The following is a 14,943-nucleotide window of genomic DNA, read 5'->3' as shown; positions in this document are numbered from 1 at the left end:
TTTTTCGCGCGGGGGAGCCTTATGCAGAAGTATTTTCAATTGAAATCTGAAACAGGGGCCTTTCATCTTTTTTCCAAGGAACACATTTTCACGCTGTTGATCATCGGATTGCTGGGGGCGGGCGTGATCGTATTCCGGAAAAAGCTCAACCAGAGTCGCATGATCCGCTATGTACTATTCATTCTCCTTGCCGTGTCGCAGATCAGCTATCATATATGGCTGCTTTGTCATCATGCCTGGTCGCTGAAAACAGCTCTGCCGCTGCAGCTGAGCGACCTTTCCGTCTATTTGGCGATGCTGATGGTTATGACAAAAAGCAAAAAGCTGTTCGCCTTCCTCTATTTTGCCGGTTTGGGCAGCGCCGTACAGGCGATGGCAACACCTGATTTAGGGGCGTATTCTTTCCCGCATTTTCGGTACATCGTGTTTTTCGTCTCCCACGGCTGTGTTTTTCTTACCTGTCTATTCATGGCCGCTGCAGAAAAGTACAGACCGTCTGCGCGCGGGCTGTGGGTGTCGGTGCTGATCGTAAATCTGTACGGGGCGTGTGTCTTTTTTATTGATCGTGTGCTGAATGCAAATTACCTATATTTAATGAAAAAACCGAAGACCGCTTCGCTTCTGAATGTTTTCGGACCTTGGCCGTGGTATCTTCTATCAATGGAAGCGGCGGTGATATTGAGCTTTTTCATTCTGTATATTCCGTTTTGGCTGCTGAGGAAAAGAGCATGAGGCCGGGCTGTTTTTGCGAATCCAATCATTTGTAATTTTTTCAACATTCCGGCATTATTTTTTTCAGATTCTGATGTTGAAAAAAGACGTCCGCGGCGATAGAATGAATGTGCTATGATAACGTGATCGATACGGAGCCGCGGCTTGCGGTTTCCGTTTTTTCATGGGGTTTTTTATAGAGAGAGGGGGATCGGTATGCCGCGCGCTTTGAAGATATTAATCATCGGAATGTTTATCAATGTGACGGGCGCATCTTTTTTGTGGCCGCTGAATACGATCTATATTCATAATCATTTAGGGAAATCGCTGACTGTTGCGGGGATTGTTCTGATGCTGAATTCCGGGGCCAGTGTGGCGGGGAATTTATGCGGCGGATTTTTGTTTGATAAAATCGGCGGATTCAAATCCATTATGCTGGGCATTATGATCACATTGGCAAGTCTTCTCGGACTCGTTCTGTTTCACCAATGGCCCGTTTATATTTGGCTGCTCATCATTGTCGGCTTCGGTTCCGGTATCGTGTTTCCGGCCAGTTACGCCATGGCGGGAGCGGTATGGAAAGAAGGCGGGCGGAGAGCTTTTAATGCGATTTATGTAGCTCAGAACGCAGGTGTCGCCGTGGGCTCGGCACTCGGCGGGATGGTTGCGGCGTACTCGTTTACGTACGTGTTTTTAGCCAATGCTTTGCTTTATGTGCTGTTTTTCCTTATCGTATTTTTCGGGTTTCGAAATATCAAAACCGGAAATGCGAGCCAGGTTTCTGTTCTGGACTACGAGCCTGTCAGCAGCAGAACGAAATTTACGGCGCTTCTCATATTGAGCGGCGGGTATGTTCTCGGGTGGATTGCCTATTCGCAGTGGTCCACAACCGTTGCGTCACATACTCAAAGCATCGGTATGCCGCTTTCATTATACAGTGTGCTCTGGACCGTAAACGGAATATTAATTGTCGCCGGACAGCCTCTCATAGGAGCTGTTCTGAAAAAATGGTCCGGCGCGTTAAAAACGCAGATGGTCATCGGCTTTTGTATTTTTATCGTTTCGTTCGGCGTGCTTCTTAGCGCCAAGCAATTTCCGATGTACCTCACCGCAATGGTGATTTTAACCGTCGGAGAAATGCTTGTCTGGCCTGCCGTGCCTACCATTGCCAATCAGCTTGCGCCTAAGGGGAAAGAAGGGTTTTACCAAGGATTTGTCAACAGTGCGGCGACGGGCGGCAGAATGATCGGGCCGCTCCTTGGCGGCGTGCTGGTTGATCAGTACGGCATGAGCGTGCTGCTGTTGATCCTGATGGTGCTTCTTGTTGTCAGCATCGCAGCGACGGTGCTGTACGACAAACGCCTGAAAACCGTTAATAAACAAAACGTCCAAGTGCGATGACGACATAAAAAATCCCGCTGTTTCGGCGGGATTTTTTTGTTTATACGACCGGAAGCACGTTGACGGCGTCCTTAACGTTTAAATATGTCTTTAATGAAGAAAAGCTGGCATCAAGCTGATTCATTCTCATGGCGAGGGAAGGCTTGATCCCGGTGATAATCAGTTCTGTGCCGATTAATTTAAGCAGGTGATGCAATTTGAAAATCTGGTCTGCCGTCTGTTCGTTTACCTCGGCCAAACCTGATAAGTCTATAATTAAGTAATCATCTTTAGATGCGGTTAATATGTCCGTCAAAGTTGTCACAATTGAATCAAATCGTTCTTCCGTTAAGTTTCCCACTAACGGCAAGGCGGAGATGCCGTTTCGGATCGGAACAATCGGTGTTGAAAGCGTCGTGATTTCTGTGAGGGAATCCTCCAGGAGCTTTTCGTATTCTTTCTGCTCTGTAATGTCTTTTTGAAAACCGACAAAATAGAGCTTGTCTTCAACATACAGAGGATCAATGTTGAGTTCATTCCAAAACGGGGTGCCGTCTTTTTTGACATTTTTCAGCCGCACCGTGATCTTTTCTTTCTGGTTTAAGCTCTTTCTTATTTTCGCGACTTGTTGACGGTCGGTTTCTTTGCTTTGCAGAAATCTGCAGTTCTTACCTAATATCTCTTCGGAAGAGTAGCCTGTCATATCCATAAATCCCTGATTTGTATATATGATGGGATTGTCCTCAAGAGAGGGGTCTGTAATCACCACGCCGATGCGTGCGTGATCAAGCGCCTTTTTGATAAGCTCCAGCTGCTCCAGTTTTCCGAATACATTTGAGTCAGCCATGTAAAACCCCCTTTTGGCCGTAAAGCTGCGCGCTTTTTTCAGCCGTTGTTTCTCCCCTTTTTAAATGAATCTACAGTAACCGTAGCATAACATATGTTCTGATTCAAGCAGCCGAAGTTTGCAATTTGTCATTCGGGCTTGTCCTCATATACACTGAATATATAAGGGGAAGGCACATCATCGCTAAGTAAGTGACTAGGTCATTGTCACTGGGTGAAAAATGAATCTAATGCATCAAGCTTACCGATCATGTGTTCACATATAATGGAAGAAACAAGCTTTTTACATTCCTGTTCAATCGCCGGTATGTAGATATCGAAAATCATCGTATTCGTAAGGGGGCTGGATGGCCTGAAGTCGCTTTACTAAATAAGGGCTTTAGGAAGGTGATGAAGATGCTGCATCAGGTAATAATTGCTTGTGTAATTGGAGGCATCATGGGGGTTCTCGGTCATGTGAAAAAGAGAGGCAGGCTGGAGAAACCCAGAATGACAAAGCGGTTTATCTATCTCGGTTTTTTGGAAGATGGTTTTATCGGAATGGCTGCTTCCATCTTACTTGTCTTATCCGCTGACCCCGATTCAGGAATTCAACTCGTCATCTTATCCATAATCGCAGGCTACGGCGGAGAAGCTGTTCTCAGGAGCTTTGATTTTGTCAGAGAACAAAACAGTGATTCGGCCGAAGCAAAACCACACCAGCAAAAAAATCCTCCATCAAAATAATATCCCCGCTCACGACCCGTTCCGGGTACATTCCCATTGTATACAAACCTGCTTGCACTTATGAACAGAATTCTATAAAATACAGGTAAGATTACGGTAGCGATAAGAACAGTGAAGAGGAGCAGTAAGAAGCAGATTTCGCACTCAGAGAGTTGACGGCCGGTGCAAGTCAATCAAGTCTGTTTCCGAACTCGCCTCAGAGTTGCAGCGGCAAAACCGCTGACGCATAACTGCGTTAAAAGTATCAAGTGAGTGCGGCTTAAAACCGCGCTAACGAGGGTGGTACCGCGGGAAACAAAAATCTCTCGTCCCTTTTAGGGATGAGGGAGTTTTTTTTAGTTTTAGAATAATCTGAATATAATCTTCCTCATCCCGTCAATACTTGGACTACATACGCCGTATTCAATCAGAAGGAGGTTTTTACGTTGAGTTTTCAGCACGAAAAAATAGAAAAGAAATGGCAGAATTACTGGTTGGATCATAAAACGTTCGCCGTCAGTGAAGAGAATGACAAGCCGAAGTTTTACGCGCTTGACATGTTTCCGTATCCTTCAGGAGCCGGCCTTCATGTCGGACATCCGGAAGGCTATACGGCAACCGATATCCTTTCTCGCATGAGACGCATGCAAGGGTACAATGTGCTTCATCCGATGGGATGGGACGCGTTCGGGCTTCCTGCCGAGCAATACGCGCTTGACACGGGAAATGATCCGGCTGAGTTCACAAAACAAAATATAGATAATTTCCGCCGCCAGATCCAATCACTCGGATTTTCTTATGATTGGGATCGTGAAATCAATACGACTGATCCGGACTATTACAAGTGGACGCAATGGATCTTCACCAAGCTGTACGAAAAAGGGCTCGCATACGTAGACGAAGTGCCGGTCAACTGGTGCCCGGCGCTCGGAACGGTGCTTGCGAACGAAGAAGTCATTGACGGCAAAAGCGAGCGGGGCGGCCATCCGGTTGAACGCCGCCCGATGAGACAATGGATGCTGAAAATCACCGCTTATGCGGACAGGCTTCTTGAAGATTTAGAAGAACTTGACTGGCCTGAAAGCATTAAAGACATGCAGCGCAACTGGATCGGACGCTCAGAAGGCGCAAACGTGCATTTCGCGATCGACGGCACTGATGACACGTTTACGGTGTTTACGACAAGACCGGACACGCTGTTCGGCGCGGCTTATGCCGTACTGGCTCCTGAGCATGAGCTTGTGGAGGCCATCACGACGCCTGAACAAAAAGAAGCGGTAGACGCTTATGTTAAAGAAGTTCAGGCGAAAAGTGACCTGGAACGGACGGATCTTGCGAAAACAAAAACGGGCGTCTTCACAGGTGCATATGCCGTAAACCCTGCAAACGGGGAAAAGCTGCCGATCTGGATAGCGGATTATGTCCTCGCCTCTTACGGAACGGGCGCTGTAATGGCCGTGCCGGCGCATGACGAACGGGATTTTGAATTCGCCAAAGTGTTCAGCCTGCCTGTCAAAGAAGTCGTAAAAGGCGGAAACACGGAAGAAGAAGCGTACACGGGAGACGGAGAACATGTCAATTCCGGCTTTCTGAACGGACTGAATAAAGCGGAAGCGATTGAAAAAATGATCGCCTGGCTTGAAGAAACGAAAAACGGTGAGAAGAAAGTGACATACCGTCTGCGTGACTGGCTGTTCAGCCGCCAGCGCTATTGGGGCGAGCCGATTCCGGTCATTCATTGGGAAGACGGCACGTCAACAGCCGTTCCGGCGGAAGAGCTGCCGCTGATTCTGCCGAAAACCGATGAGATCAAACCGAGCGGAACAGGTGAATCACCGCTTGCCAACATTAAAGAGTGGGTGGAAGTCACTGATCCTGAAACGGGCAGAAAAGGCAGAAGAGAAACGAACACGATGCCGCAATGGGCGGGAAGCTGCTGGTATTTCCTCCGCTTTATCGACCCGAAAAATCCGGATCAGCTCGCTTCACCTGAGAAATTGGATAAATGGCTGCCCGTCGATATTTACATCGGAGGAGCGGAGCATGCCGTGCTTCACCTTCTGTACGCTCGTTTCTGGCATAAATTCCTCTATGATATCGGTGTCGTGCCGACGAAAGAACCGTTCCAAAAGCTGTATAACCAAGGGATGATTCTCGGGGAAAACAATGAAAAAATGAGTAAATCCCGCGGAAACGTCGTCAATCCGGATGAAATTGTAGCGTCTCACGGAGCAGATACGCTTCGCCTGTACGAAATGTTTATGGGGCCGCTTGACGCATCTATCGCCTGGTCTGAATCAGGCCTTGACGGAGCGCGCCGCTTCCTTGACCGCGTATGGCGTTTGTTTATCGAGGAAAACGGCGAGCTGACGGGCAAAGTGACAGAAGGCGCGGGCGAAACTCTTGAGCGCGTCTATCATGAAACGGTCATGAAAGTGACAGAAAACTTCGAAGCCCTTCGTTTTAACACGGGCATTTCTCAGCTGATGGTGTTCATTAATGAAGCTTACAAAGCGAATGAACTGCCGAGAGAATATATCGAAGGTTTTGTGAAGCTGCTTTCTCCTGTTGCGCCGCATTTGGCGGAAGAACTGTGGGAAAAACTCGGCCACGAAGGTTCGATTGCATACGAGGCTTGGCCTGCTTATGACGAATCAAAACTGGTGGACGATGAAGTGGAAATCGTCGTCCAGCTGAACGGAAAAGTAAAAGCGAAATTAATGGTTCCGGCTGATGCTGATAAAGCAGCGTTAGAACAGCTCGCACAAGCTGACGAAAAAGTAAAAGAGCAGCTTGAAGGAAAAACGATCCGAAAAATTATTGCCGTACCGGGCAAGCTTGTCAATATCGTGGCAAACTGACCGGACGAAGCCCCTCTCCTACAGAGAGGGGCTTTTTTATCAGGCCTCTATCATAGAAATTGCACCGCGGGCTTTGGTATACTTAACACCATAAAGATGAATGGGAGTGTCACGCATTGAAAATAAATGAAATCAGCACAGCCGCACTGGAAGAAAAATTAAAAGCGGGAGAAGAGCTGTATCTGATTGATGTCAGAGAAGACGAAGAAGTTGCCGAAGGAATGATTCCGGAGGCCGTTCATATCCGCATGGGGGACATTCCTGAGAAGATGGATGCGTTAGACAAGGACAAGGAATATGTATTTATCTGCCGTTCCGGAAAAAGAAGCATGAACGTTTGTATGTATTTACATGAGCAGGGCTTCCGTACAGTTAATGTTGAAGGCGGCATGCTGGAGTGGGAAGGCGAAACAAAGCCGAAGAAATAACGCTTTGAAGTGAAAGAAGAAAAGGGACGTGCGTCTTTTTCTTCTTTTTTTATAAAAAAACGGGAGGCGAATCAGGTGAAACCGATGATCCGCGCGATGAAAACAAACGATATCAAACAGGTCCGGCAAGTCGCAGAACGAAGCTGGCATCATACATATGAAGGGATTATTCCCAGACACATTCAGGATCAGTTTCTCGAATCCGCCTATCAGGATGGGATGATGGAACGCCGGCTCTTGCATTCTTTGTTCTTTGTGGCAGAAGAAGAGGGGCGAGTGCTCGGTTTTGCAAATGTCACCCCGGTTCAAAAAGACGGAAATGCGGAGCTGACCGCCATCTATATTGATCCGGATTGCCATGGAAGCGGGATAGGCACGGCACTTCTTAAAGAATGCATCAGGCAGTCCGGCGGGGTAAAAAAGCTTTATGTCCATGCAGAAAAAGAGAACCGCATCGCCTTGTCCTTTTATCAAGCGAAAGGGTTTCAAAGGGTATGTGAATTTGAAGAAGATTTTAAAGGACACACCTTACAGACGGTCAAACTGGTGCTGAACATATAAAAGCGTCCGGCCCGCCCAGGACCGGATCGCGAATGATCAATGATAAGCCGGAAGCCGGTCTTTGTGCGCTTCAAATAAGTCATCGCACAAAGAGATGATGTCATTCATGGAAAGCTCGGCGCTCGTATGCGGATCAAGCATGGCCGCCTGATATACGGCTTCCTTTTTTAATGTAACGGCTGCTTCGATGGTTAAAAGCTGTGTGTTAATGTTTGTTCTGTTGAGCGCCGCGAGCTGCTCCGGAAGTTCGCCGGAGTAGCACGGTATAATTTGGTTTTTGACGGCGGCGCATGGCACTTCAACGACCGCTTTCGCCGGCAGATTCGGTATCAGCCCTGTATTCAGCACATTGCCGCCGAATGTGAACGGACGGCCCGTCTCCATCGCTTCTATAATTCTCGAACCGTATTCTTTCGAGCGTTCATGCGTCAGGTTTTGGTTGTTGATGATGCCGTCTCTCATCGTTTCCCAATTTTTGATTTGATCCGCGCATCTCCTCGGATATTCATCAAGCGGAATTTGGAGTTCATCTATCAGCTTCGGATACCGGCTTTTTATAAAATACGGGTGATATTCGGCATTATGCTCAGATGATTCCGTCACGTAGCAGCCGAATTTATCCATCAGCTCAAACCGCACCATGTCCTTATGTTTCGTCTTTTGTTTTTCGCGTGCCCGTCTTTTAATTTCCGGATATAAATCAATTCCGTCTTTTTTAATCTCCAAAAGCCAAGCCATATGGTTGATGCCGGCAATGCGTTCTTCCGTACCTTCGTGATCCATGCCGAGTGAGTCAAACAGATCTTTGGTACAGACCTGGACGCTGTGGCACAGGCCGACCGTTTTGACATTTGTATGTCTGAGCATCGCTCCGGTCAGAGAGGCCATCGGATTTGTATAGTTTAACAGCCACGCATCCGGGCAGACCTCTTCCATGTCTTTTGCGATGTCAAATAAAACGGGGATGGTGCGAAGGGAACGGAAAATGCCGCCTATTCCGACGGTATCGGCAATCGTCTGGCGGAGACCGTACCGCTTCGGGATGTCAAAGTCAATGACCGTCGCGGGTTTATAGCCTCCGACCTGAATGGCGTTTATCACATAGCCGGCCTGTGTAAGCGCCTGTTTTCGGTCATCGTAAGAGATGATGGATATACTCGTATTGTAGCGGTCCCTCATGTTTTCCAGCATGAGCTGGGATTCTTTCAGCCGTACAGCGTCAATATCATAAAGCGCGAATTCAAATCCGTTTAATGCTTCAGTCAGTAAGCAGTCCCCCAGTACATTTTTTGCGAAAATCGTGCTTCCCGCTCCGATAAACGTAATTTTCTTCAACAGAAATTCCTCCCTTTTCTTCTCAGCCTTTGACCGCCCCGGAGGACAGCCCTGAGATAAAATATTTTTGAAGCGCCAAAAACAATACGACCATCGGCAGCATCGCCATAATTGCGGCTGCGGCGACTAAGTGAAGATTGTTCGCGTTTTCGCCGAAGAATCCCGCCATGGCCACGGTCAATGTCTGCACCTTTTGATCTTGTAAAAAGAAAATCGCAAATTGGTAATCGTTCCAGATAAACACGCAGGAAATAATGCAGACCGTTGCGGTAATCGGTTTCAACAAAGGAAACACGATCGTATAAAAAGTCCTGATCAATCCCGCGCCGTCCATCCTGGCGGCTTCCTCAAGTTCTTTCGGAATGGAAGAGCGGATAAACCCTGAATATAAGAAAACGGTCAGCGGCATATATGCAGCCGTATTAATGAGAATGGCTGCGGCATGCGTATTGACCAGCCCCGCATCAGCGACCATTTTGTATAAAGGAACCATGGAAGTCAAAGGCGGGATAATCATGATGGAAATCAAAAGGCCGAAGACGATTTTGTTCAGCTTTGTATTTCTTCTAGCGAGCGGGTATGCGGCAAGCGAACCCATGAAAATTAGCAAGGCGGCGGAAACGGCTGTAATGATGATCGTGTTCAGAAAGGATTGCCCGAGAGAGGCACGCTCCCATGCTTCACGAAAATTCTGAAATGAAAAGGCGGATGGCAGCGACCATTTTGAACTGTAGTCTCCTTTTGCTTTTAATGACGTGGTCAGCAAAATATAAAAGGGGACAATATGAACGCACGAGATAACGGCAGCCAACAGCGTAAAGATCCGCATTCGGGATGTTTTCATGACATTTCCGTCTCCTTTCGCTTGAAATACACGAGAGCCGAAAAGCTGATGACAAGAATAATAACGGACATAAACACGCCTTGGGCGGCGGCATATCCCGCATCCTGCCGTTTAAAATATAAATCATACATAAACGTCGACATCGATTGAGAGGAATTGCCCGGCCCGCCTGCGGTCAGCGCGAAAATGACATCAAACAGCTTCAGCCCTCCGATGATATTGATGACCATGTTGATGGTGACAGCCGGCATCAATAATGGCAGGGTGATGGTGAAAAACGGCTGAAGACCTCCCGCGCCATCCATTTTTGCGGCTTCGTAATAATCTTTCGGAATGCTTTGCAGCCCCGCCAAATATACAATCATCGCAATGCCTGCGTATTGATACGTGTTAATCATGACGATAATCCAAGGGTTTGCCGCAGGGCTTGCCAAGGCGTTGACAGGACCGATTCCCAGTGCGCCAAGTACATCATTCAGCGCACCCCCGTCATATGAGAAAATAAAATACCAAATGTATCCCATAATCAGCGGACTGATAATGACGGGCAGGTAGACGATCGTTCTTGTGAGCGCCTTCATTTTTAAGCTCTGATTCAAAAGCAGCGCATATAAAAGTCCGAGCATATTCTGAAAAAAAGTGCTTCCGATGCCGTAAAGCAAAGTGTTTTTCACAACAAGCCACGTGTCCGGATCTGTAAAAAGCCTTTTATATTGAGTGACCCCCACCCATTGATACGTCTGTGAGAAGCCGTTCCAGTTTGTAAATGTGATAAAAGCGCCTTTGACAAACGGAAAAATCATAAAAATAAAAACCGTGGCAAGAGCGGGAACGTACATCCACCACAGTGACGCGGGTTTTACCGACTTTTGATGTTGAAATCCTTGGGTTTCTCTTGCAAGATCACTCATTCTTTTTCAGCTCCTTGTGAATCAGATTGAAGACGGAGCCGCTTATATTCCCTGCCGAGTTTCGCCGAAATTTCCGCGGGGGTTAAGATATCGGCCATCAGCTCCTGCCCGGCTGTCCCCATCACATCCCACATTCCGTTCGGCAAATAAAGGCGGTCAAAATAAGGCTGCACCTTAATATGCTGATAGCGCTTATAGTCATTTGCGTAGAAAATGTCCGTTTGCACATTCACTAATCCGGCCGGAAGCGAGGTCGCTTCGGCAATTGATTTCGCATGCTCGGGACGGGCCATAAATGCGATGAACTGTTTCGCTTCTTCAAGCCGCGGGGAATCCTTGAATGCCGCCAGCGTGTAACGTTCGCCTCCGATCCAAACCGGCGCGTCTCCCTTGTGGATGGCCGGAGTCGGTATGATGCCGACTTTTACCTTCGGATTGATTTGAGCGACGTCTTGGCCGAGGGTGCCGCCCTGCAGCGTAAAGGCGATTTTGTTTTGCGCCATCAGTTCAATGAGCTGGGACCGTTTTGCCGTCACGGCATCTATATTGAGCAGGTTTTCCTTTTGCATCTCTTTCAGTTTGTCAGATAAATAGGTGAAGTGTGTCCAGCGGAAGGTTCCGTTTAACAGCTGTTTTTTGAAACGGTGTGCGGGATCTGTGATGAGAAGCGGTGCGGCGAATTGATCGTAATATTGGGCAAATGAGCTTTTCTCATAGCCGGGAAACCAAAAGGGGGTGACTGTTCCGCCGCTTTTTTCTTTAATCTGTCTCAGTGCCTTCATAAAATCATCCATTGTTCCCGGCGGTTTGATTCCGTATTTTTCCAACATTGTGCGGTTGTAGGCCAGTCCGTCCTTTGCCTGATTCAGAGGGAAGGCGTATATTCTGCCTTTGGCGTCTTTGAGCATGCTGTTTAAATTCGGATCGAGCCGCTTCGTCCAAGACATGCCGCTGAGGTCGGCGGTATATTCTCCGTAGCGGATTTTGGCCCAGCCGTGTGTGTCGAAAAGATCGGGCATGTCACCGGCCGCCATTCTGACCCTCATCATATTTTCGTAGTCATTGCCTGGGAAATGAACGTTTACTTGAATGTCCGGATGTTCTTTTTGGAATGAATCAGCCAACTTTCTGAATACGGCGCGTTCGCTGTCTGAGGATATTGTGGAATAGACTGTCAATGTTTTCTGCTTTTCTCCGGCGCCGCTCCGTTCTGCCGAGCAGCCGGGAAGTATCATGCAAGTAAAAGAAAGAAACAAAGCCAGTAAGCGTTTCATCTTTTCCTCCTTTAAATATGATATAAACGCTGCGGGACATGTCACCTCCTTTCTTGTGAGCCGCAGCTTTGTCTGACAATCAATGAAGTGGGGAGCGTCACGGCCAGCGGGACGGTTCTGCCGTTTAAACGGTCGAGAAGCAATTTGACACCCGTCCGGCCCATCTCTTCCGTGTATACTTTTACCGTTGATAACGGCGTGCTGGCGTATTCTGCCTCATCAATTCCGTTGAAGCTGACAATTGCCATATCGCGCGGGACTTGAAGGCCGGCTTCCTGCAAGGCTTTTAAAGCGCCGACAGCCATCGAATCACTTGCGATAAAAAAGGCATCGGGGAGACTTCCGCCTTTGATGGCTTCATTCATCAGCCGGAACCCTTCGTGCATGCTGTATTCGCCGATCAGTACATGCTCCGGCTCGGCGCCGGCCATTTGTGAGAAAGCGGTCAGACGCTTATCCTCAATCGTTTTATTGCTGTTTACACCGTCTATGACGGTATGCTCCCGCTCCCGGCCGCCGATATAACCGAGCCGCTGGTAACCGAGCGACAGAAGATGTTCTATCGCCTTCTGCGCTGCGGCATAAAAATCCACGCTGACGGAATCGTAGCGGGCGGGATCGGGGGTGCCGTTAACAAATACCGCGTGCCTGAAAGCGGCGCTGATATTCGTAAGCGCCTCGTCTTGCAGGCTGCCGATTACGATCACGCCGTCCAGTTCGTGAAACATATGCTCTTGAAAAGAACCGAGATGGATAGAAGATGTGATAAAAACTTTTTGCCGAAAGCATTCTTCCTCAATGCCTTTTCGGATCGCTGAAAAATAAGGATCCTGCCGTTCTTCTTCCGGTGACAGGCAGCTGACAACGCCGATCAGGGGCGCTGAATCGCTGCGGCTGCGGTTCTTCCGTTTTTTTGCCGACGGCTGATAGCCCAGCTCATCGGCGATCCTCAGAACTTTTTCTCTTGTTTCATCAGTCACGGCCAAAGAGTCATCCTTATTCAAAATTCTCGATACTGTCGCGCTGGATACAGATGCCTGTAAGGCAATATCTTTGAGACGGACCATTTCGCATCTCCTTTTTACTAAATATTTACTAAACAGAAATGACCTGGTTATTGTTAAAATGATATTATCATACGTTAGTAAGCGTTTTCAACTACTATTTTTGGTTACTTTTAGTAAAAATCAGTAAAAAAGAAAATCTGTTTTTCTCTATCATATTTCAATTGAACCGGAATAAATTGATAGAGAAAGGAGAGGGTGATGTGCTGAAGATAGCTGTTTTTGATGAGGAGCATGAAAAGGATCTGCAGACTGAAGTCAATACATTTTTAAAGGGGATTTCTGATGAACAGCTCGTTGATATTAAATATACGGTAGCGGCGGCCTGTGATCCTGAAGGTGAGCAGCTTTATTGTTTTTCCGCTCTCATTTTATACCGAAAATAAAAAAGCCCGGATGAAATACCGGGCTTTTTTATGCATTATGCTTTTTTGACGCGGGGACTTCTCGGTTTTTGGTATTTCTCCGCTTGTTTGATTCCTTTTCTTTCGCTCGCTAATGACTTGTACAGAGACACGATCATCAGAAGGATCACGACTGAAAACGGAACCGCGGCGAGAATGGCCGTGTTTTGCAGTGCGGCCAGACCGCCGGAATATAATAATACAGCTGCCACGGCGGACTGGATGACGCCCCAGATGATTTTCACCCGGTTTGACGGGTCCAAAGAGCCGTAAGACGTTTGCATTCCAAGCACAAATGTCGCTGAATCCGCTGATGTAATAAAGAATACAGCGATCAGAACAAGCGTTAATACGGATGTCACCATTGTCAGCGGATAGTGGCTGAGTGCGCCGAACAGCATCGTATCCGTTGACATTCCCGCGACATTGAATACGCCTTTCTGCTGAAGATCCATCGCGGATACACCGAAAATCGCAAACCATAAGAAAGCCAATATACAAGGTGTCACTAACACCCCGATTAAAAATTCCCGGATCGTCCGGCCCCTTGATACACGGGCGATAAAAATGCCGACAAACGGCGACCAGGATATCCACCAGGCCCAATAGAAAATGGTCCAGCTGTTAATCCATTCGCGTTTTTGGGGATCATTCGGAGACAAGCGAAAGCTCATCTGCACGATATTTTGGATGTATTGGCCGATAGAATCGGTAAATGAGTTCATAATCAGCACCGTCGGGCCTGCAATGAGCATAAAGATCATTAAAATAGCCGCGAGCGCCATGTTGGTATTGCTTAAGTATTTAATCCCTTTGCCGATTCCGCTCCACGCAGAAATCAAAAATAACACGGTCACGACAGCGATCAGGATCAGCTGAATGGAAAATGTTTTCGGAATGCCGAATAAATAATGCAGACCGCCGTTGATCTGAGTCGCTCCCAGCCCTAAGCTTGTCGCCACACCGACAACGGTCGCAAACACCGCGATACAGTCAATTGCTTTGCCGATCGGCCCGTTTACTTTATCGCCCAAAAGCGGTGTCAGTGTGCTGCTGATCAAACCGGGCGCGTCTTTTCTGAATTGAAAATAAGCGATACATAAAGCGACGACCGCATAGATGGCCCAAGCGTGCAGCCCCCAGTGGAAAAACGTGTACCGGAGCGCATCACGAAATGCTTGGGGTGTTTCTGTTTCACCTGAGGGAGAGCTGATGGCGTAATGGCTGATCGGTTCCGCAGCCCCGTAAAATACCAAACCGATTCCCATGCCCGCGCTGAAAAGCATGGCAAACCATGATAATAAGCCGAATTCCGGTTTTTCCCCGGGTTTTCCGAGTTTTATTGTGCCGATCGGACTCACAATGAGAAAGAGACAGAAACCGACAAATATAGAAACGACCAGCAGATAATACCAGCCGAAAGAATCCGTAATAAATTTTTGTGCCGTATCAGTGACTTGCTGCAGGCTGTCAGGAGAAATGGCCCCCCATAAAACCGCAGCGGCTGTGATGACAATCACAATCCAAAAAACACTGGAGATGTTCTTCTTCAAACGTTCTCACCCTCTGACTATTTTTTCAATACGCCACTTTTTAGTATGGTCGCACGATTGCAGATC

14 protein-coding genes and 1 other annotated feature are annotated in these 14,943 nt (G+C 47.7%); of the genes, 7 read left to right on the top strand and 7 right to left on the bottom strand.

What is annotated here, in order from left to right; translation table 11 throughout:
- The first annotated feature begins 21 nt into the window (after positions 1 to 21).
- A complete protein-coding gene (locus ACWJJS_RS14980) occupies positions 22 to 732 on the top strand; it encodes a YwaF family protein (RefSeq protein ID WP_077722726.1) in 711 nt (236 codons plus the stop codon).
- Positions 733 to 927: 195 nt separating this feature from the next.
- On the top strand, positions 928 to 2,112 hold the full coding sequence (locus ACWJJS_RS14975) for an MDR family MFS transporter (protein WP_014305612.1): 1,185 nt from the start codon (positions 928 to 930) through the stop codon (positions 2,110 to 2,112).
- A 40-nt stretch (positions 2,113 to 2,152) separates the two neighbouring features.
- Here ACWJJS_RS14975 and ACWJJS_RS14970 read toward each other — a convergent pair whose 3' ends face one another.
- Entirely contained in the window at positions 2,153 to 2,938 is a 786-nt protein-coding gene (locus tag ACWJJS_RS14970; protein ID WP_172614915.1) for an STAS domain-containing protein, read from the bottom strand.
- Between the two features lie 389 nt (positions 2,939 to 3,327).
- On the opposite strand from ACWJJS_RS14970, the gene ACWJJS_RS14965 reads away from it, so the two are divergent.
- The 4 genes from ACWJJS_RS14965 to ACWJJS_RS14950 all read left to right on the top strand — a co-directional run bounded on the left by ACWJJS_RS14965 (position 3,328) and on the right by ACWJJS_RS14950 (position 7,492).
- Positions 3,328 to 3,663 (top strand): DUF4257 domain-containing protein, encoded by a 336-nt coding sequence (locus ACWJJS_RS14965; RefSeq protein WP_015418038.1) that lies wholly within the window; start codon positions 3,328 to 3,330, stop codon positions 3,661 to 3,663.
- Between the two features lie 102 nt (positions 3,664 to 3,765).
- Positions 3,766 to 3,979, top strand: a binding site (T-box leader).
- Positions 3,980 to 4,088: 109 nt separating this feature from the next.
- Entirely contained in the window at positions 4,089 to 6,503 is a 2,415-nt protein-coding gene (gene leuS, locus ACWJJS_RS14960) for a leucine--tRNA ligase (RefSeq protein WP_003152297.1), read from the top strand.
- A gap of 116 nt (positions 6,504 to 6,619) precedes the next feature.
- Positions 6,620 to 6,931: a rhodanese-like domain-containing protein gene (locus ACWJJS_RS14955; protein WP_003152299.1), complete on the top strand. Its 312-nt coding sequence runs from the start codon at positions 6,620 to 6,622 to the stop codon at positions 6,929 to 6,931.
- An 84-nt stretch (positions 6,932 to 7,015) separates the two neighbouring features.
- The gene (locus ACWJJS_RS14950; protein ID WP_220461756.1) at positions 7,016 to 7,492 is read left to right on the top strand and encodes a GNAT family N-acetyltransferase; all 477 of its coding nucleotides are present in this window, start codon (positions 7,016 to 7,018) and stop codon (positions 7,490 to 7,492) included.
- 36 nt (positions 7,493 to 7,528) lie between these two features.
- Here the strand turns inward: ACWJJS_RS14950 and melA are convergent, their stop codons facing one another.
- Genes melA through ACWJJS_RS14925 form a run of 5 tightly spaced genes read right to left on the bottom strand, consistent with a single transcriptional unit; the run spans position 7,529 to position 12,923 of the window.
- Positions 7,529 to 8,827, bottom strand: coding sequence for an alpha-galactosidase MelA (gene melA / locus ACWJJS_RS14945; RefSeq protein ID WP_369614589.1), 1,299 nt, complete (start codon positions 8,825 to 8,827; stop codon positions 7,529 to 7,531).
- Between the two features lie 22 nt (positions 8,828 to 8,849).
- On the bottom strand, positions 8,850 to 9,671 hold the full coding sequence (locus ACWJJS_RS14940; protein ID WP_156735671.1) for a carbohydrate ABC transporter permease: 822 nt from the start codon (positions 9,669 to 9,671) through the stop codon (positions 8,850 to 8,852).
- Positions 9,668 to 10,582, bottom strand: a complete 915-nt coding sequence (locus ACWJJS_RS14935) for a carbohydrate ABC transporter permease (protein WP_070082237.1) — start codon at positions 10,580 to 10,582, stop codon at positions 9,668 to 9,670. The genes ACWJJS_RS14940 and ACWJJS_RS14935 overlap by 4 nt, the downstream gene beginning before the upstream one ends.
- On the bottom strand, positions 10,579 to 11,856 hold the full coding sequence (locus tag ACWJJS_RS14930; protein ID WP_167860358.1) for an ABC transporter substrate-binding protein: 1,278 nt from the start codon (positions 11,854 to 11,856) through the stop codon (positions 10,579 to 10,581). The genes ACWJJS_RS14935 and ACWJJS_RS14930 overlap by 4 nt, the downstream gene beginning before the upstream one ends.
- Positions 11,857 to 11,897: 41 nt before the next feature.
- Positions 11,898 to 12,923: a LacI family DNA-binding transcriptional regulator gene (locus ACWJJS_RS14925; RefSeq protein ID WP_369614587.1), complete on the bottom strand. Its 1,026-nt coding sequence runs from the start codon at positions 12,921 to 12,923 to the stop codon at positions 11,898 to 11,900.
- Positions 12,924 to 13,123: 200 nt separating this feature from the next.
- Here ACWJJS_RS14925 and ACWJJS_RS14920 point away from each other — a divergent pair, with 200 nt between their 5' ends.
- On the top strand, positions 13,124 to 13,306 hold the full coding sequence (locus ACWJJS_RS14920) for a sporulation protein Cse60 (protein ID WP_003152309.1): 183 nt from the start codon (positions 13,124 to 13,126) through the stop codon (positions 13,304 to 13,306).
- Positions 13,307 to 13,341: 35 nt separating this feature from the next.
- On the opposite strand, the gene opuD is transcribed toward ACWJJS_RS14920, so the two are convergent.
- The gene (opuD, locus tag ACWJJS_RS14915) at positions 13,342 to 14,877 is read right to left on the bottom strand and encodes a glycine betaine transporter OpuD (protein WP_012118228.1); all 1,536 of its coding nucleotides are present in this window, start codon (positions 14,875 to 14,877) and stop codon (positions 13,342 to 13,344) included.
- Between the last annotated feature and the right edge of the window lie 66 nt (positions 14,878 to 14,943).

The sequence above is a fragment of the Bacillus sp. JK106 genome (genome assembly GCF_053663355.1).
The sequence above is the reverse complement of the archived record's forward strand: the minus strand, read 5'-3'. Positions and strand labels throughout refer to the sequence as shown.

Excerpts from the sequence above, each read along its gene's own strand:
- ACWJJS_RS14980 (WP_077722726.1), top strand. The coding sequence starts at position 22 with ATGCAGAAGTATTTTCAATTGAAATCTGAAACAGGGGCCTTTCATCTT.
- ACWJJS_RS14975 (WP_014305612.1), top strand. The coding sequence starts at position 928 with ATGCCGCGCGCTTTGAAGATATTAATCATCGGAATGTTTATCAATGTG.
- ACWJJS_RS14970 (WP_172614915.1), bottom strand. The coding sequence starts at position 2,938 with ATGGCTGACTCAAATGTATTCGGAAAACTGGAGCAGCTGGAGCTTATC.
- ACWJJS_RS14965 (WP_015418038.1), top strand. The coding sequence starts at position 3,328 with ATGAAGATGCTGCATCAGGTAATAATTGCTTGTGTAATTGGAGGCATC.
- ACWJJS_RS14950 (WP_220461756.1), top strand. The coding sequence starts at position 7,016 with ATGATCCGCGCGATGAAAACAAACGATATCAAACAGGTCCGGCAAGTC.
- ACWJJS_RS14940 (WP_156735671.1), bottom strand. The coding sequence starts at position 9,671 with ATGAAAACATCCCGAATGCGGATCTTTACGCTGTTGGCTGCCGTTATC.
- ACWJJS_RS14935 (WP_070082237.1), bottom strand. The coding sequence starts at position 10,582 with ATGAGTGATCTTGCAAGAGAAACCCAAGGATTTCAACATCAAAAGTCG.
- ACWJJS_RS14930 (WP_167860358.1), bottom strand. The coding sequence starts at position 11,856 with ATGAAACGCTTACTGGCTTTGTTTCTTTCTTTTACTTGCATGATACTT.
- ACWJJS_RS14925 (WP_369614587.1), bottom strand. The coding sequence starts at position 12,923 with ATGGTCCGTCTCAAAGATATTGCCTTACAGGCATCTGTATCCAGCGCG.